Raw genomic sequence first — 17,184 nt, forward strand, 5'->3', positions numbered from 1 at the left:
GCGGGTGTAGCTCAGTTGGTTAGAGCGCCGGCCTGTCACGCCGGAGGTCGCGGGTTCGAGCCCCGTCACTCGCGCCACTTTTCCGGACGGGAAAAGCGGAAAAAGGTTTTCAGATATGCATCGTCTGGCGACCATAGGGTCGTGATAGGATGCCGCCCTGCGCGGGTGTAGCTCAGTTGGTTAGAGCGCCGGCCTGTCACGCCGGAGGTCGCGGGTTCGAGCCCCGTCACTCGCGCCATTTCCTGCCATGAGGCAGAATATCAATATTTCTGCCAGATCCCGGTTTCCATCCACCGCATCAATTGCTTGAGCGGTAGAAGCCAGATCCACACGACGCCCAGCACGACATAGACCGGCACCTGAGCCCAGACGGGCAGGCTGCTGATCCAGCCGGACAGGCTGCCCACGAGTACGGCCCATAATAAAATGAGCGCAACGATCGCCAGCATGCCGACGGGCTTGCGCCAACTGGGCTGATGATGATGACGCGGGTTGATGGTCATGCCTTCGTCCCCTCAATCACTTCGACTTCGGTCAGGACCATATCGAGCGGAAGATCCCAGGGGTCTGCCGGCACAGCGTCCAGTTCCTGCGCTGACCAGGCAACACCGATGCGCAGGGCCTCGGGGAAGCGGGCAAGGGCGCGGTCATAATAGCCGCCGCCCTGACCCAGCCGGTTCATGCTGCGGTCGAAGGCGACCAGCGGCGTGACGATGACATCAGGGCTGACGACGCCGCCTGTCGGGTCTGGATGGTGGGTGCGATAGAGCCCGGGAACCAGGACATCATCCGCGTTCCACTCGATAAATTCCATGCTCCCGAGCCGGTCGATCACGCGCGGGAGGGCAATGGCCTTGCCCATGGCCTTAAGCTGCGGCGCGAGCCGTTGTGCCGGGGCTTCATCGTCAAGGCCCATGTAAAGCGCCACGATATGGGCATCGGCAATATGCCGGGCGAGCGGCGAAGGCACGACCTTGAACGCAAGCCGATGCGCCAGCGGATCGAGCGCGGCCACGAAATCGCGCCGACGCTGGCGGGCCGTTGCGCGCAGGCTGACCTTGTCGGCGGCGGGGCTCTGGTCGCTCATCATCGGCTTTCGTTCGGGCTGGGGAGGGTGACGGGACCGCCTCGGTCGTTTGCTGGAAAATCCTCTGACGCCTCAACGTCAGGTGGGGACCATGTAGATCGGGCCGGAACCCGCCCAGGGACAGCCCCCTTGGATGTGATTATCGCCTCAGGGATGTTCGCTAAAGCTCGTGCCGCGCAGTGCCCGTCGCTATGCAATCTAAGCGGCCGCAGCGGCCGCGGCAAGTGCCTCGCGCAGCTTTTCGATCCGACTCGCTAACTGCTCAACGGTGCGAGCCGCCTGGTCGTCATCAGCCTCCAGACTGAGCTTTTCCTGACGGCCCGCTTCCACCTTGCGCAGGTCAGTGAGTTCGTCGGCAAGAAACAGGGCGGCGAACAGCAAGGTGCGCACTTCGGTCAGGCCGGGTGTCGAACGCTGCGCCAGGCGTGCCTTGTCCTCGATCAGGCTTGCAAGTCGGGCAAGATGGGGTTCGTCGCCGTCGCGGCAGCCTATGTCATAATGGCGCCCGGCGATCTGCAATGTCGTTTCAGCCATCGGTGCGCCCCTTGAGTTCGTCGATCAAGGCGTCGAGCGAGCGGAGCGCGGCATGCGCCGCGGGCACATCGATCTTCGGGTCGGGGGAGGCGGCGGCCGACATATAATGGGCCACATCCTGTTCGAGCCGGCTGACAGTACGCTCCAGCGTACCGATTGCCTGCATCATCCGCTCACTTGCCATGGACTCGTCATAGCCAAAGCGCAGGCTTCGCAAAAGCCCGACGACATACGGACCAGCGCGGCTTTGCCCCCGGCCATGCCCCGGCCATGGTTGACGCATGGGGCTTGACGCGACAAAGGAAGCCGCAACTCGACTCGCCGCCTTGTGCGTGCACTTTTTCAGCGCGCCAGCCCAGGAAAGACGCCCGCTTGCCATGACCGTTTCCGAAAAGTCGCTCGCCAACGCCATTCGCGCGCTGTCCATGGACGCCGTGCAGGCCGCCAATAGCGGGCATCCCGGAATGCCCATGGGCATGGCGGACGTTGCGACGGTCCTGTTCAGCGATCATCTGAAATTTGATCCGGGCAAGCCCGACTGGGCCGACCGTGATCGCTTCGTTCTGTCGGCCGGCCATGGCTCCATGCTGATCTACAGCCTGTTGCATCTGACCGGCTATGCCCGCCCGACCATCGAAGACATTGCCAGTTTCCGCCAGTTGCACAGCCCGTGCGCCGGACACCCCGAAAATTTCGAGCTTGCAGGCGTCGAAGCCACCACCGGCCCACTGGGTTCGGGCCTTGCGACCGCCGTCGGCATGGCAATTGCTGAACGTCATTTGAACGCCCAGTTCGGCGACGATCTGGTCGACCATCGCACCTGGGTGATCGCGGGTGATGGCTGCCTGATGGAAGGCATTAATCATGAGGCCATCGGGCTGGCCGGGCACCTCAACCTGGGTCGCCTGATCGTCCTGTGGGACGACAACAAGATCACCATTGACGGCGCGGTCGACCTGTCGAGCAGCGAGGATGTGCTGGCGCGCTATGCCGCCACCGGTTGGCATGTCGTGTCTTGCGACGGCCATGACGCTGCTGACGTGCACCGTGCACTAGCGGAAGCGGTCGCCGATCTGCGCCCGTCGATCGTCGCCTGCGCGACCAAGATCGGCTATGGCGCGCCTAACAAGGCGGGCACATCCGGCGTGCACGGATCCGCGCTGGGCGCGGATGAGGTCGCCGCCGCGCGCGCGTTCCTCGGTTGGGACGCCGAACCCTTCGTCATTCCCGACGATATCGCCGCCGCCTGGAAGGCGATCGGCGCGAAGGGGCGCGATGTGCGTAGCGCTTGGGAGCAACGGCTGGCAGGCCATGCGCAAGGCGACGAATTTTCGCGTCGCATGGCAGGAGAATTGCCGGCCGACTTCTCGCTGGACTCCTATATCGATAGCCTGATCGCCAATCCCCAAAAGGTCGCAACGCGCAAGGCGAGCGAATTGGCGCTGGGCGCGATCAATGAGTTGCTGCCCGAAACGCTGGGTGGTTCGGCTGACCTTACGGGATCGAACAACACCAAAACGAAAACGACCGGGCCGTTGACGCGGGACGATTATGCCGGGCGCTATGTCTATTATGGCATTCGCGAATTCGGCATGGCCTGCGCGATGAACGGTATGGCGCTGCATGGCGGCGTCATTCCTTATGGCGGGACGTTCCTGGTCTTTTCCGACTATATGCGCGCGGGCATTCGCCTGGCGGCGCTTCAGCAGCAACGGGTGATCCATGTGCTCACGCATGATTCGATCGGCCTTGGCGAGGATGGCCCGACCCACCAGCCGATCGAGCATGTCATGTCGCTGCGGATGATCCCGAACCTGGACGTCTATCGCCCGGCGGATATTGTAGAAACGGCGGAATGCTGGGAATTAGCGCTCAAGGACGCGACCGGCCCTTCGGTGCTGGCGCTGACCCGGCAGAACCTGCCGCAGCTTCGCACCGACAAAAGCGAGAACCTGTCCGCCAAGGGCGGCTATCGCCTTGTCGCGGCGACGGCCGAACGCAAGGTCGTGCTGATCGCTACAGGTTCTGAAGTCGAAATCGCTGTCGCCACGGCCAAGGCGCTGGAGGAGCGGGGCATCGGCGCGGACGTCATCTCCATGCCCAGTTGGGCGCATTTCGAGGCGCAGCCGCAATCCTACAAGGACGATCTGCTGCCGCAGCATGTGCTGCGCGCGTCGATCGAAGCGGGAACGACCTTTGGCTGGGAACGCTATACCGGCATTGCGGGTCTGCGCTTTGGCATCGATAGCTTTGGTGCATCAGCGCCTGCGCCCGCGCTTTACGACCATTTCGGCCTGACCGCCGCGAAGATCGCGCCGCAGATTGAAGCGGCGCTCAATTCCTAACCGACAACAACACACCAGGAGGCTAGTGCAGTGGCAACGAAGGTAGCAATTAACGGTTTTGGACGTATCGGCCGCCTGGTGGCGCGCGCCATCTTGTCGCGCACGGATCACGACCTGGAACTGGTCAGCATCAACGATCTGGGCGATGCCAACGCCAATGCCCTGTTGTTCAAGCGCGATTCCGTGCATGGGAACTGGGCTGGGGAAGTCAGCGTCGACGGCGATTTTCTGGTCATCGACGGCAAGAAGATCAAGGTGACGGCCGAGCGTGACCCCGCCAACCTGCCTCACGCCGAACTGGGTGTGGAGATCGCGCTGGAATGCACCGGAATCTTCACGTCCAAGGACAAGGCGAGCGCCCATCTGACCGCCGGCGCCAAGCGCGTGATCATCTCCGCACCCGGCACCAATGTCGACAAGACGATCGTGTTCGGCGTCAACCATGACCAGCTGTCGGCTGATGACATCGTGATCTCCAACGCGAGCTGCACAACCAATTGCCTGGCGCCGCTCGCGAAGGTCCTGAACGATGCCATTGGCATCGAAAAAGGCTTCATGACCACGATCCACAGCTACACCAACGATCAGAACACGCTGGACCAGATCCACAAGGACATGCGTCGCGCCCGCGCCGCCGCCCTGTCGATGATCCCGACCACAACGGGTGCGGCCCGCGCCGTCGGCGAAGTTCTGCCCGAACTCAAGGGCAAGCTGGACGGATCGTCGGTGCGCGTGCCGACCCCCAACGTGTCGGTCGTGGACCTTAAGTTCATCGCCAAGAAGGCGACGACCAAGGAAGAGGTCAATGGCCTGCTCAAGGCCGCATCTGAATCCGGCCCGCTCAAAGGCGTGCTTGGCTATTCCGACGAGCCTCTGGTATCGATCGATTATAATGGCGACGCGCGCAGCTCGACCGTCGACAGCCTCGAAACGGCCGTCATCGACGGATCGCTGGTCCGGGTGCTCAGCTGGTATGATAATGAATGGGGTTTTTCGAACCGCATGATCGACACTACCGGTGTCATGGCGAAGTTCCTGTAAGCATCCCTATCGACCCCGCCGGAGCAAATCGGCGGGGTTTTTCTTCTAGCGATATCCCAATAAGATTTTAGGAGCGATCATGGCCAAGCCGTTCAAGACACTCGACGACATGGGAGACATCACCGGCAAGGTGGTGCTGGTGCGCGAGGATCTGAACGTGCCGATGCAGGATGGGTCGGTGACGGATGATACCCGCCTGCGCGCGGCTATGCCCACGGTGCTGGAATTGGCGGATCGCGGCGCGAAGGTATTGATCCTCGCGCATTTCGGCCGTCCCAAGGGGCAGAAAAACCCGGAATTTTCATTGAGCAAGATCACCCGGCCACTAACGCAGGTGTTAGGACGCGAGGTTCAGTTCATTCCCGATTGCCAGGGCGAAGCTGCCGTGGACGGTATCAAGGTGATGCGCAACGGGGATATCGCCATCCTGGAAAATACCCGTTTTCATGCCGGCGAAGAGAAGAATGACCCGGCGCTGGTCGATGCGATCGCCGCGATCGGCGACCTTTATGTCAACGATGCCTTCTCCGCAGCGCACCGCGCCCATGCGTCAACCGAAGGGCTGGCGCGGAAAATGCCTGCCTTCGCCGGGCGATCGATGGAAAGGGAACTTGATGCATTGCAGGCCGCGCTGGGCGAGCCGGTAAAGCCGGTCGCTGCGGTGGTCGGCGGCGCCAAGGTTTCCACCAAGCTGGACGTGCTCAACAATCTGGTCGCCAAAGTAGACCATCTGATCATCGGTGGCGGCATGGCCAACACGTTCCTGTATGCCCGCGGCGTCGATATCGGCAAGTCGTTGTGCGAGAAGGAGTTGAGCGACACCGTCGATACGATTTTCGATCGGGCCGAGGCGGCCGGATGCACGATCCATCTGCCTTATGACGTTGTCGTCGCCAAGGAATTCGCCGCCCACCCGGCGTCATTACGGACCTGCAACGTGCATGAGGTCGCTGAGGATGAGATGATCCTCGACGTCGGCCCTGCGGCGGTCGAGGCGCTGGGCGATGCGCTGAAAAATTGCCGTACGCTGGTATGGAACGGGCCTTTGGGCGCCTTTGAGATCGCCCCCTTCGACGCTGCGACGGTGGCGCTGGCCAAGACTGCCGCTGCGCTGACGAAGGAAGGTCAGTTAACATCCGTAGCAGGTGGCGGTGACACCGTTGCAGCGCTCAACCATGCCGGGGTGGCGGCAGATTTCAGTTTCGTGTCAACGGCGGGCGGCGCTTTCCTTGAATGGATGGAAGGCAAGGACTTGCCTGGCGTCAAGGCGCTGATAGGCTGATATTGAGAAGGCGTCAGCGCGGTGCGCTGGCGCCCCGGTCGAACAGCAGAAAACCAAGGGTAGCGATGCCGCCGATGGCTGCGCCTGCCAGGGCGCTGGCCGACCAGCCGCCTGCTTCATAGGTTGCCGATCCAATGACCGAACCAAGCGCGCCGACAACGAACATGACAGTCATATAGGCGGCATTGATCCGTCCGCGCGCTTCGGGATCAATGGAAAAGATCAGCTTCTGCCCAGTGATCTGGCTCAACTGGACGGCTGCGTCGATGAGCACCGCCATGATTGTGAAACCGATGAGACTGCCAGCCGCGACGGTCCAGTCCGCCAGCAGAAAGCCAACGGACAAGCCGGCGAGGCCGACGAGCGATGTGGGGCGGGTTAGGCGGCGGTCCGCGAGCCAGCCGGCAACAGGCGCCACCAGCGCACCGCCTGCGCCGGCCAGTGCAAAGGCACCTATACCAGCATGGCCGAGGTGAAATTCTCGGATCAATGCCAGCGGCGCTGCGGTCCAGAAAAGATTGAAGGCGGCAAACATCATCGACTGGTAAAAGGCGCGCATCCGCACTACGCGATGCTGCCGCAGTTGGCTGAAGGTCGATGCCAGCGCCTGGCTATAGCGCATAGCGCCCCGTGGGTGTCTTTGCGGGCACAGGAGCAACAAGGCGACGCCGATCAAAGCCATTGCGATTGCGGACAGAATGAAGATCGACCGCCAGCCAAAAGATCCGGCGAGAAAATTGGCTACCGGGCGAGCCAGCATGATGCCAAAGAGCAGGCCGCTCATCACCGTGCCGACGACGCGGCCCTGCCGTTCGGGCGCAGCCAGATGCGAGGCGAGCGGGACCAGAACCTGCGCGCCGGTCGCGCCCACGCCGGTCAAAATTGACGCCACAAGGAAGCTGGTCGGTCCCTGCGAGGCTGCGACAGCGAGGCAGGCGATGACGGTGACAATGATTGAGCCAAGTACGATACGGCGGTTTTCGAAAAGGTCGGCGACAGGGACGATCAGGAAAAGGCCGAGGCCATATCCCAATTGAGTAAGCGTCGTGATCAACCCCGCCATAGCTGCGGACATGCCGATTTCCGGTCCGATGACGTCGATCAGCGTCTGGGCATAATAGAGATTGGCGACGATGACACCGCAAGCCAGCGCCATCAGGAGAATGGCGGGTCTGCCGAGGTTGGGATGGGCCAGAGCGGGATCGGTCGTCATCAAAGTCTAATAAGTTCTGAAGTGAAACTGTTCAAGGCTGGCACACTTCAAAATTGTGCGATGCAGCAATTTATGATGCTGGCTTTTCACGCAGCAGTGGGATCAGGACATGATTAAGATCATCGAGGTCTAAGGCGCCCGATTGGGCGTGCCGCAGTACACCGGCGCGATCGATCACGAAACTGGTGGGGACCCCGGTCAGCGGTCCATAAGGTCCCTTGATCCGCCGGGCGGAAGGGATGTTCATGGCGGCGAACAGTTTCTTCAAGCGGGCCAATGGAACGGACCCTTCCGTCGTAATCGCGAAGACCTTGAGGCCATGGGGTCGCTGAATGGCGTAATAGGTGTCGAGCGTTGGCAATTCCTTGCGGCAGGGAACACACCATGTCGCCCAAAAATTGAGGACCACGACCTGTCCCTTAAGGTCGGAAAGCGACACTTTGCCGCCATCGAGGAGCGTGAGTTCAAAATCGGGGGCGGCCATTCCGACGACTGGCCTGGTTTCGGCATGGGCCGATATTGTCAGACACATCAGCGCCGCTATGGTCGCGACGACGGCGCGCAGATTATGCATGAATGACGGTCCCCTTCGTGCCCCAATTCCGCGTTAGCAGGGGGCGACCGGGCCGCAAAGAGCGAAAGCGGCGAACATTCTTGCGGTGCGGCATGGCGCTCGCTAACAGCCCAACAGGCAGGACGGAGCATTCGTCCGTGCGGCCCGCGCGCCTTGAGCGGCGGATCGCCCGATTTCGCGCTACCGGAGGGGTGGCGCCATGAGAGAAGGTATGTGCAGATGCTGGATCAGGATATGAAGCAGAAGATCGCCGACGGGAACGGTTTCATCGCCGCGCTCGATCAGAGCGGCGGTTCAACGCCCAAGGCGCTCAAGGGCTATGGGATCGAGGAGGGCGCCTGGTCGAATGATGACGAGATGTTCGGCCTGATCCATGAAATGCGCAGCCGCATCATCACCGCGCCGGCCTTCAGTGGAGAGAAGGTGCTGGGCGCAATCCTGTTCGAGCGCACCATGGACGGCACAGTCGACGGCAAGCCGACGCCTGCGGCGCTGATCGAGCGCGGCGTGGTTCCCTTCATCAAGATCGACAAGGGCCTGGAAGACGAGGCCAATGGCGTCCAGATGATGAAGCCGATGCCAGAGCTGGATGCGCTGCTCGCGCGCGCCAAGGGGCTGGGCGTATTCGGCACCAAGGAGCGTTCAGTCATCAACCTCGCCAACCGCGAGGGCATCGCCGCTGTGGTCGCGCAGCAATTCGATATCGGCCGGCAGGTGCTGGCCGGCGGCCTGATGCCGATCATCGAGCCGGAAGTGAACATCAAATCGCCTGAGCGTGCCGAGGCCGATCAGATACTGCTGGAGGAAATCCTCAAGAATCTGGATGCCTTGCCGGATGGCGAGCAGGTCATGCTCAAATTGTCGTTACCTGCGACGGCTGGTCTGTTCGATCCGCTGGTCGATCACCCCAAGGTTTTGCGCGTCGTTGCCCTGTCCGGCGGTTTCAGCCGCACTGAGGCATGTGCTGAACTGGCGAAGAACCGCGGCATCATCGCAAGCTTCAGCCGTGCGCTGCTGAACGACCTGCGTCATCAGATGAGCGACGCGGAATTCGACGCGGCGCTGGGCGAGGCGATCGACGAAATCCACACCGCGTCAACTGCCAAGCAGCCGGTCGCGGCATAAGCCGATGAAGGGCGGCGCCGGGGAGGGTATGGACCCCGCCGGCGCCGCCTTTTTCTATCATCGTGCCGTCGCGCCGATGCTCTGGGTCCTGTTGACCCTCATGCTGATCGAAACCATGGTGGTGCACCTGCTGGTTGCGTTGTGGAATGCGTGGGCGGCACTCATTCTCTCCATTATGAGTTTGACCCTCGTCGGCTGGTTCATATTGTTTCTCCGCTCGCTTAAGCGTCATCCGGTGTGTGTCGATGCACGCGGCCTGACCTGGCCCATAGGATCCATGCGGAGCCTGACGATTCCGTGGCCGCAGGTGGTCGGAGTGCGCGCAGAATGGACACTTGCAGAGCTTCGGGCAGCGGGATTGTTCAATGGGGGGCTGATCGCCCATCCCAATATCGTGGTGGAACTTGATCCGCCGGTTCAAACCAGACGACGATCGATCCGCTTTCTGGCGCATCGGCTGGACGAACCGTCCGATTTCGTCGCTGCATTTTCAGCCTGGAACGTGGCGGCGTCGAGCAGTTTCTCGCCCCGGCTGGACATGAAGGACTGACGTCAGGAGGCCGAAAGCCGGCCATTTGAGACCCGTCAACGCGCGATCTCCAGCATCGGCAGGACCTTTTCCAGGGGCAGCGCCTGCGCGGTCCCGCGATGGCCTTCAACCATATGCGCTTTGAACAGGGCGTTCAGGACGGCTTCCTCGGTCGCTTCGATCGCCGCCTGAAAAATCGGTGATATGCGGTCGTTGGGCAGGTCTTGAACGCTGGCGGCGTCCGTGCGCCTATCGGCGGTTCGCCGCACGGCCTGTGCGGTGGAAAAGGCCAGCGCATAGTCCCCTGATCCGTTGGAGAAGCTGGACCCGGTTCGGGCGATTCCGGCAAAGGCGCGCTCGGCGACCCGGCGCAAATTGCGATCGGACAATGGCGCATCGGTGGCGATGATGATGACGACGGAGCCATCGGCTTTCCTGTCTTCCACCTGTTGCCGATAGTCGTAGCGGCCGAGTTTGCCCCCCACTGGAACGCCGGTAATCGTGAGGACACCGCCATAATTGGCCTGAACGAGCACGCCGACGGTCCATCCTCCGAGCGAGGCCGGCAATAGGCGGGAGGCGGTGCCGATCCCGGCCTTGAACCCGAAGGCGACGGTGCCCGCGCCAGCACCCACGACGCCTTCCTCCACCTGGCCATCGGCTGCGCTCTCGATGGCACGACGCGCATCGGCAACGGTGACATGGCGGGCGCGAATGTCGTTGAGCAGGCCGTCATTGGTTTCGCCAACCACGGCATTGACGGAGCGGACTTCTTCATTGCCTGGCTGCGCCAGGGTCCATTCGACCGCAGCGGCGCCGGCCTCGGCGACATTCAACGTGTTGGTCAGGAGGATCGGTGTTTCCACTTCACCCAGTTCCACAACCTGTGTCGACCCCATGAACTTGCCGAACGCATTATAGGCGACAAAGCCGGCTGGCACCTTGTCCTGAAAGAGGTTGCCGCCATGCGGGAGAATTGCGGTAACGCCCGTATTCACGTCGCGACTGCGCGGCAATGTCACCTGGCCCACCTTTACGCCTTTGACATCGGTGATGGCGTTGAGCGGGCCGGGTTGCAGAATGCCGACGATGACGCCTGCCTCTCTGGCGCGTGGCCGCATCTCCGCTTGGGCGTGAATCGGTGCGGAAGACAGAAGTAGCAGAAGTGGCAGGGCGCAGCGCATTGAAAAAATCCCCCAAGAAATGCAGCTGTGCTATCAGCGGGGCAAGGATCGATCCATAGCCGCCCTTGGCGCGGGCGGCGGAGCAGCTATAAGGCCGCCATGACCGATTTTACCGATGAGGAACTGGCGCTCGACCCGCAGTTCGCCGCCCAGTTCGAGCAAGGCTTTCGCCCAGCTTGCCAGCTTTATCTTATTTCTCCGCCGGCCATCGACGCGGCCTTTGTCGATCGGCTCGCTGCCGCTTTAGACGGGGGTAGGGTCGCCGCCTTCCAATTGCGGTTGAAAGGCATGGATGAGGATGAGGTCGCGCGCGCGGCCGAGCCTTTGCAAAAGCTGTGCGCGGAACGCGACGTCGCCTTCATCATCAACGACAGCGTGGCGCTGGCGCAACGTCTAGGGGCCGATGGCGTGCATTTGGGGCAGGGCGATGGTGACCCCAAAGACGCGCGCAAGCTGCTTGGCCCTAAGGTGCAGATTGGGGTGACCTGCCATGACAGCCGGCACCTGGCCATGGAGGCCGGGGAGGCGGGCGCGGATTATGTCGCCTTTGGCGCCTTTTACCCGACCATGACGAAGGACACGATGCATCGCCCGGAGCCTTCGATCCTGGGATGGTGGACGACATTGTTCGAACTGCCGTGCGTGGCGATCGGCGGGATCACCGCGGACAATGCGGCGCCCCTGGTTGCGGCGGGCGCGGATTTCCTGGCGGTGAGCGGCGCGGTCTGGAACCATCCGGCCGGACCGCGCGCTGGGGTCGCGGCGTTCGCGGACGTCCTGGCGAGCAACCCGCCGCCGCCGCGCGCCTGACGCAAGGAGGCATCATGACCCGGACCGGCATCGTCACGGGCGGCGCGCAAGGCATCGGCAAGGGAATCGTTCAGCATCTGATCGCCGAAGGATGGCGCGTTGCGGCGATCGACAAGGATGGCGAAGCGGTACGCGATCTTGCGGCCGAGATGCCCAATGATCGCCTGCTGTCGCTCGAGGCGGACGTCAGCAATGAGACGGCCGTCGCCAAGGCCTTTAAGGCGATCGGCGACTGGTTGAAGGGTGATACGCCAGCCGGCATCGACTTGCTCGTATCCAACGCCGGGCTGGCCGATCCGGTGAGCGGCCCGATCGAGGATCTGACGCTCAAGAACTGGCATTTGTGGCAGGACAGCCATGTGACGGGCGCGTTCCTGATGACGCGCGCAGCCATACCGCTATTACGCCGACGCAAAGGGAGCATCGTGCTGATGGCATCTACGCGAGCGATCCAGTCGGAACCCCATTGCGAGGCTTATGCGGCGGCCAAGGGCGCGTTGCTGGCGCTCAATCATGCGCTCGCCATCAGCCTGGGACCGGATATTCGCTGCAACGCCATTCTGCCTGGTTGGATCGAGACGGGTCCGTGGGCGAAGGCGTCTAAGCGCGCTGGGGCAGAGCATCGCGATATCGACCGGGAGCAGCATCCAGTCGGGCGGGTCGGCGAGCCGGGCGATATTGCGGGGACTGTCGCATTTCTGGCTTCCCCGAGCGCTGCGTTTATCACCGGTCAGCAGATCGCAGTAGATGGCGGCATGACGCGCAAGATGATCTATGCGCACTAGCCGCGCGCATCCCTTTTACCGGTAAGACGTTGTTGCTCCACCGGAATGGAGAACATGTCTTGAGAAATCCCGTCTTGCTCGCCGCGTTTTTGTGCAGCGCCTGCAACGTGACCGTCACCGACGCCAATGAAAGCCGGCCGGCCCAGGAGGAAGGCCAGTCGGGCAATGATGCCGCCACCCAGGCGGCCATCAAAAATGCCGCCTATGATTTTGAGATCGTTCAGGAGCAGAATCCCAAACAGCCCAACCGTATCCTGATGGCGCAGGTCGCGCTGGATCGCTGGGGATTTTCGCCCGGCGTGCTCGATGGCAAGGATGGCATGAGCTACAAGGCAGCGTTGCGCGGCTTTCAGGAAGCGCACGACCTGCCGGTGACCGGCCTGTTCGACCAACCCACATCCAATATGCTGCTTGAGGGCGAAGCGCGGCCCACCACCTATCTCGTCAAGATCCCTGAAGATTTTGCGCGTGGGCCGTTTTTTAACATTCCAAGAGGGTTGAACGAGCAGGCCAGCCTGCCGGCGCTGACCTATCGCAATCTGATGGAAAAGCTGGCGGAGCGTTTCCATACGACGCCCGACGCGCTGGTGGCGCTAAATTCGCCGACGACGCAGGTCGGCGCCGGTGCGACCATCCGAGTGCCCGCGATCGACAATCAGCCGGTTGCGCAGATCGAGGGTGATGAGCGTGGATGGGGGGAGACTTTGGCAAGCCTGGGTGTCGCCAAGGAGCAGCCGCAAGCCGACCATATCGTCGTGGACAAGTCAGAAGGGCTGCTGAAAGTCTATGATGCCGACAACCGCATGATCGCGCAGTTCCCGGTGACCACCGGATCGCAGCATGATCCTTTGCCGATCGGCGAATGGACGATCAAGGGCGTAAGCCGCAATCCGGACTTTCATTATAATCCCGACTTGTTCTGGGACGCGTCGTCCAAGGACGAAAAAGCGGTATTGAAGCCGGGGCCCAATGGGCCGGTCGGCGTCGTGTGGATTGACCTGTCCAAGGATCATTATGGCATTCACGGCACGCCTGAACCGCAGACGATCGGGCGAACCGAGAGCCATGGCTGCATCCGCCTCACCAATTGGGATGCCGCGCGCTTGGCGCAGATGGTGAAGACGGGCGTCAAGGCGAAGTTCCAGGCGTGAACCGTCGGGCGTGGGGCGGTGGGGCTGCTGCGCTCCTGCTCTGTGCTGCGTTCGCGCATTTCTGCGTGCGCATCGTCCCCGCCGAAGCGCCATCACCTTTGCCGTCTCCCCCCGTGCCCCGTTCTTCGCAAACAGCCGCGCGGGGCAAGCTGGTCATTCCGGTCGAGGGAGTGCCGTCATCTGCTTTGGCGGATACATTCACACAGGCGCGCGCGGGCGGCGCACGTCCTCACGACGCCATCGATATCATGGCGGCGCGCGGACGGCCGGTTGTCGCTGCCGCCGATGGACGCGTGGAAAAGCTGTTCTGGAGCGGGGAGGGTGGACGCACTCTCTACCAGCGCTCGACCGACGGCAAACGCATATATTATTATGCCCATCTCGACAGCTATGCGCCCGGGCTGGGTGAGGGGCAGGCGCTTCAGCGCGGTCAGCCGATCGGCACGGTCGGCAGTACCGGCAATGCTGACGAGTCTGCGCCGCACCTCCATTTCGCCATCCACCTGGTACGGCCGGACGAGCCCTGGTATGGCGGGCAGCCGATCAATCCCTATCCGCTGCTCGTCGGAAGTTGAATATGTTTGATCCGGGCGACATGGCCAGTTGGCGAGCGCCTCTTGCCCTGCCGCCGATCAGCAGGTAAAGGCCCGCGCAGCCTCGCATGAGGCCGGCTCTTTACCCATCCAGACATATAGGCAGGCTCTTCCCATGAAGATCAGCGGCGTCGAGATTCGTCCCGGCAACAACATCGAATATGACGGCAGCCTGTGGCGCGCCGTGAAGATCCAGCACACCCAGCCTGGCAAGGGCGGGGCCTATATGCAGGTGGAACTCAAGAACCTGATCGACGGACGCAAGAATAATGTGCGCTTCCGGTCTGCCGAGACGGTCGAGCGCATCCGGCTTGATACCAAGGATTTCCAGTATCTTTATGCGGAAGGCGACATGCTCGTCTTCATGGACACCGAGACCTATGAGCAGATCAACCTGCCGCAGGATCTGGTCGGTGATGCTTCGGCCTTCCTTCAGGACGGCATGATGGTCATGCTGGAAATGTATGACGAACGGCCGATCAGCGTGCAACTGCCCGAAACGGTTGAAGCGACCGTGGTGGAAGCGGATGCGGTGGTGAAGGGCCAGACGGCGTCGGCCAGCTACAAGCCTGCAATCCTCGACAATGGCGTGCGCGTCATGGTGCCGCCGCATATCGTCACCGGCACCCGCATCGTGGTCGATGTCTATGAACGCGAATATGTGAAGCGGGCTGAGTAATGGGCATGGGGCGCGGCATGATGCTGGCGGGCGCGCTGGCGGCGGGTCTGGTTCCAGCCGCGCTTCACGCGCAGGCTGGGCCGTCCAAGGCGCAGCTTGCCAATGCGGCGTTCGTGCTACGCGTCATGAGCAGCGCGCTCCAGTCCGATGAGGTCGAACAGCCGGTGAAGAACAAGCTGTTCGAATGCCTCTACAGCAATTCGGTGTCGCAGATCAGCGGCGCGGTGGACAAGGTGGTTGCCGCCAATCCCGGCAAGGTCGATCGCAAGGACGCGTCGCAGATGCTGGCGGTGATCGCCGGCGCCTGCGGCTATCGCCCCGCCGCCGCGCCCCAGGCTGCCCCGAAAAAATAACTCAGCGAGCCGCCGGTACGGGCGGCGGAGAAAGAATATGGTATCGCATTCCGGCCTTCTCACCGTCATGGAGCGCGCCGCGCGCAAGGCAGGCTCGAAATTGCGTCGCGACTTCGGCGAGGTCGAACATTTGCAGGTCAGCCGCAAGGGACCAGCCGATTTCGTGTCCAAGGCCGATGAGCAGGCGGAACGCACATTGGTCGAGGAATTGCAGAAGGCCCGGCCGGACTGGGGTTTCCTGCTGGAAGAAGGCGGTGAAATCGCCGGCGATCCGACCAAGCCCCGCTGGATCATCGACCCGCTCGACGGCACGACTAACTTCCTGCACGGCATTCCCCATTTTGCCATCTCGATCGCTGTCGAAGAACCGCTCTATGGCGGCAACAAGCGCGAAGTGACGACCGGGCTGATCTACCAGCCCGTCACAGATGAAAGCTATTGGGCGGAAAAGAGCCGCGGTGCCTGGCGTCACGACCAGCGGCTGCGCGTGTCGGCGCGACGCGACATGGCCGATTGCGTCATCGCAACCGGCATTCCGTTCATGGGGCATGGCGACATGGCCCAATGGTCGCGCATCTTCGGCGCAGTCGCGCCCTCGGTGGCGGGGCTTCGCCGCTTTGGTGCGGCGTCGCTTGACCTCGCCCATGTCGCATCCGGCCGCTATGACGGCTTTTGGGAGAGCGGCCTGCGGCCCTGGGACGTGGCGGCGGGCATGTTGCTGGTCCGCGAAGCGGGCGGCTTCGTCAGTGATTTTCGTGGCGGCGACCAGATGATGGACCGCCGGGAAGTGATCGCGGGCAATGACGCGATCCATTCCAAATTGCATAAATTGGTTGCTGGCGCGTTGCGATGACCGACAAGGGCCAAGCGCTTCAATGACTTGGCCTTTTTGCGATTCATTCTCATGCCCTTGGCCCCTTGCTTCGCATATGCAGCGGGCCTAAAGCGCGCCCACAACCTTTTCGCCCAGGGGACTCCGTTGGTCGATCTTGCCCAATATCTGCCGATCCTGATTTTTCTCGGGATTGCCTTGCTGCTTTCCGGCACCTTCGTTTTTCTGCCGATGCTGGTCGGCCGCCTCACTGGCGCGCACCAGCCAGACCCGGCAAAGCTCAGCGAATATGAATGCGGCTTCCCCGCGTTCGAAGAGCCGCGCAGCCAGTTTGACGTACGTTTCTATCTGGTCGCCATCCTCTTCATCATCTTCGATCTTGAAGCGGCGTTCCTGTTTCCCTGGGCCGTAAGCCTGGAGCAGATCGGCTGGGCCGGCTGGGCGACAATGATGATCTTCATAGCGGAGCTGGTGCTCGGCCTCGTCTATGCGTGGAAGAAGGGAGCACTCGATTGGGAGTAGAACTTGAGCGGCCCATCCCCGGCACCATGCCGCCGGTGGGCACCCAACCCGACCAGGACTTCTTCAACGCGCTGAATGGCGAAGTCAGCGACAAGGGCTTTCTTGTCACCTCCACCGAGGAGCTGTTCCAGTGGGCCCGCACGGGTTCGCTGTGGTGGATGACCTTTGGTCTGGCCTGCTGCGCGGTCGAGATGATCCACGTCAATATGCCGCGCTATGACATGGAGCGCTTTGGGGCTGCTCCGCGCGCGTCGCCGCGCCAGTCGGACGTGATGATCGTTGCCGGCACGCTCTGCAACAAGATGGCGCCGGCCCTGCGCAAGGTCTATGACCAGATGTCCAACCCGAAATATGTCATTTCGATGGGCAGCTGCGCCAATGGCGGCGGTTATTATCATTACAGCTATTCTGTGGTGCGCGGCTGCGATCGCATCGTGCCGGTCGATATCTATGTCCCCGGCTGCCCGCCGACTGCCGAGGCGCTTCTATATGGTGTGATGCAGTTGCAGCGGAAGATCCGCCGCATCGGGACGATCGAGCGTTAA

At 62.1% G+C, this 17,184-nt stretch carries 21 protein-coding genes and 2 tRNA genes; 16 read left to right on the forward strand and 7 right to left on the reverse strand.

The features are described from left to right. Together LL253_RS06515 and LL253_RS06520 are read left to right on the forward strand one after the other, a co-directional pair. A tRNA-Asp gene (locus LL253_RS06515) sits at positions 1 to 77 on the forward strand. An 84-nt stretch (positions 78 to 161) separates the two neighbouring features. Next, a tRNA-Asp gene (locus LL253_RS06520) sits at positions 162 to 238 on the forward strand. Positions 239 to 260: 22 nt separating this feature from the next. Here LL253_RS06520 and LL253_RS06525 read toward each other — a convergent pair. From LL253_RS06525 to LL253_RS06540, 4 genes are all read right to left on the reverse strand, one after another. Further along, positions 261 to 503, reverse strand: a complete 243-nt coding sequence (locus LL253_RS06525; RefSeq protein ID WP_009821751.1) for a DUF2842 domain-containing protein — start codon at positions 501 to 503, stop codon at positions 261 to 263. Beyond that, positions 500 to 1,087: a 5-formyltetrahydrofolate cyclo-ligase gene (locus tag LL253_RS06530; protein ID WP_228226638.1), complete on the reverse strand. Its 588-nt coding sequence runs from the start codon at positions 1,085 to 1,087 to the stop codon at positions 500 to 502. Before LL253_RS06530 ends, LL253_RS06525 begins: the two co-directional genes overlap by 4 nt. Positions 1,088 to 1,285: 198 nt before the next feature. Beyond that, positions 1,286 to 1,621: a cell division protein ZapA gene (locus LL253_RS06535; RefSeq protein ID WP_228226639.1), complete on the reverse strand. Its 336-nt coding sequence runs from the start codon at positions 1,619 to 1,621 to the stop codon at positions 1,286 to 1,288. After that, positions 1,614 to 1,904, reverse strand: a complete 291-nt coding sequence (locus LL253_RS06540; RefSeq protein ID WP_037542252.1) for a hypothetical protein — start codon at positions 1,902 to 1,904, stop codon at positions 1,614 to 1,616. The genes LL253_RS06535 and LL253_RS06540 overlap by 8 nt, the downstream gene beginning before the upstream one ends. 94 nt (positions 1,905 to 1,998) lie before the next feature. Here LL253_RS06540 and tkt point away from each other — a divergent pair, with 94 nt between their 5' ends. From tkt to LL253_RS06555, 3 genes are all read left to right on the forward strand, one after another. Beyond that, a complete protein-coding gene (tkt, locus tag LL253_RS06545; RefSeq protein WP_228226640.1) occupies positions 1,999 to 3,966 on the forward strand; it encodes a transketolase in 1,968 nt (655 codons plus the stop codon). Positions 3,967 to 3,996: 30 nt separating this feature from the next. After that, positions 3,997 to 5,007 (forward strand): type I glyceraldehyde-3-phosphate dehydrogenase, encoded by a 1,011-nt coding sequence (gene gap, locus LL253_RS06550; protein WP_228226641.1) that lies wholly within the window; start codon positions 3,997 to 3,999, stop codon positions 5,005 to 5,007. 79 nt (positions 5,008 to 5,086) lie between these two features. Beyond that, positions 5,087 to 6,289, forward strand: coding sequence for a phosphoglycerate kinase (locus LL253_RS06555; protein WP_228226642.1), 1,203 nt, complete (start codon positions 5,087 to 5,089; stop codon positions 6,287 to 6,289). 13 nt (positions 6,290 to 6,302) lie between these two features. Here LL253_RS06555 and LL253_RS06560 read toward each other — a convergent pair whose 3' ends face one another. Further along, positions 6,303 to 7,502, reverse strand: a complete 1,200-nt coding sequence (locus LL253_RS06560; RefSeq protein WP_228226643.1) for an MFS transporter — start codon at positions 7,500 to 7,502, stop codon at positions 6,303 to 6,305. Positions 7,503 to 7,572: 70 nt separating this feature from the next. Then, a complete protein-coding gene (locus LL253_RS06565) occupies positions 7,573 to 8,076 on the reverse strand; it encodes a TlpA family protein disulfide reductase (protein ID WP_228226644.1) in 504 nt (167 codons plus the stop codon). Positions 8,077 to 8,295: 219 nt separating this feature from the next. Here LL253_RS06565 and LL253_RS06570 point away from each other — a divergent pair, with 219 nt between their 5' ends. Then, entirely contained in the window at positions 8,296 to 9,201 is a 906-nt protein-coding gene (locus LL253_RS06570; RefSeq protein ID WP_228226645.1) for a fructose bisphosphate aldolase, read from the forward strand. Positions 9,202 to 9,205: 4 nt separating this feature from the next. Then, entirely contained in the window at positions 9,206 to 9,751 is a 546-nt protein-coding gene (locus LL253_RS06575; RefSeq protein WP_228226646.1) for a hypothetical protein, read from the forward strand. Between the two features lie 35 nt (positions 9,752 to 9,786). On the opposite strand, the gene LL253_RS06580 is transcribed toward LL253_RS06575, so the two are convergent. Continuing rightward, complete coding sequence (locus LL253_RS06580) at positions 9,787 to 10,914, reverse strand: DmpA family aminopeptidase (RefSeq protein WP_228226647.1); 1,128 nt, start codon at positions 10,912 to 10,914, stop codon at positions 9,787 to 9,789. 99 nt (positions 10,915 to 11,013) lie between these two features. Between LL253_RS06580 and thiE the strand changes: the two genes are divergently transcribed. The 9 genes from thiE to LL253_RS06625 all read left to right on the forward strand — a co-directional run bounded on the left by thiE (position 11,014) and on the right by LL253_RS06625 (position 17,184). After that, positions 11,014 to 11,724 carry a thiamine phosphate synthase gene (gene thiE, locus LL253_RS06585; protein WP_228226648.1) on the forward strand — a complete coding sequence of 237 codons (711 nt, stop codon included), beginning with the start codon at positions 11,014 to 11,016 and terminating at the stop codon, positions 11,722 to 11,724. Between the two features lie 14 nt (positions 11,725 to 11,738). After that, positions 11,739 to 12,509 carry an SDR family NAD(P)-dependent oxidoreductase gene (locus LL253_RS06590; RefSeq protein ID WP_228226649.1) on the forward strand — a complete coding sequence of 257 codons (771 nt, stop codon included), beginning with the start codon at positions 11,739 to 11,741 and terminating at the stop codon, positions 12,507 to 12,509. 59 nt (positions 12,510 to 12,568) lie between these two features. Next, positions 12,569 to 13,660, forward strand: coding sequence for a L,D-transpeptidase family protein (locus LL253_RS06595; protein ID WP_228226650.1), 1,092 nt, complete (start codon positions 12,569 to 12,571; stop codon positions 13,658 to 13,660). Beyond that, positions 13,657 to 14,235, forward strand: a complete 579-nt coding sequence (locus tag LL253_RS06600; protein ID WP_228226651.1) for a M23 family metallopeptidase — start codon at positions 13,657 to 13,659, stop codon at positions 14,233 to 14,235. Before LL253_RS06595 ends, LL253_RS06600 begins: the two co-directional genes overlap by 4 nt. Before the next feature lie 133 nt (positions 14,236 to 14,368). After that, positions 14,369 to 14,932 carry an elongation factor P gene (gene efp / locus LL253_RS06605; RefSeq protein WP_009821735.1) on the forward strand — a complete coding sequence of 188 codons (564 nt, stop codon included), beginning with the start codon at positions 14,369 to 14,371 and terminating at the stop codon, positions 14,930 to 14,932. Positions 14,933 to 14,937: 5 nt separating this feature from the next. Then, positions 14,938 to 15,285 carry a hypothetical protein gene (locus tag LL253_RS06610; protein ID WP_228226652.1) on the forward strand — a complete coding sequence of 116 codons (348 nt, stop codon included), beginning with the start codon at positions 14,938 to 14,940 and terminating at the stop codon, positions 15,283 to 15,285. A gap of 37 nt (positions 15,286 to 15,322) precedes the next feature. Then, positions 15,323 to 16,138, forward strand: coding sequence for an inositol monophosphatase family protein (locus LL253_RS06615; protein WP_009821733.1), 816 nt, complete (start codon positions 15,323 to 15,325; stop codon positions 16,136 to 16,138). A gap of 126 nt (positions 16,139 to 16,264) precedes the next feature. Beyond that, complete coding sequence (locus tag LL253_RS06620) at positions 16,265 to 16,639, forward strand: NADH-quinone oxidoreductase subunit A (protein ID WP_009821732.1); 375 nt, start codon at positions 16,265 to 16,267, stop codon at positions 16,637 to 16,639. Beyond that, positions 16,630 to 17,184 (forward strand): NuoB/complex I 20 kDa subunit family protein, encoded by a 555-nt coding sequence (locus LL253_RS06625; RefSeq protein ID WP_031297956.1) that lies wholly within the window; start codon positions 16,630 to 16,632, stop codon positions 17,182 to 17,184. The genes LL253_RS06620 and LL253_RS06625 overlap by 10 nt, the downstream gene beginning before the upstream one ends.

It is taken from the genome of Sphingobium soli (genome assembly GCF_020782245.1).
Taxonomy (GTDB): Bacteria; Pseudomonadota; Alphaproteobacteria; order Sphingomonadales; family Sphingomonadaceae; genus Sphingobium; species Sphingobium soli.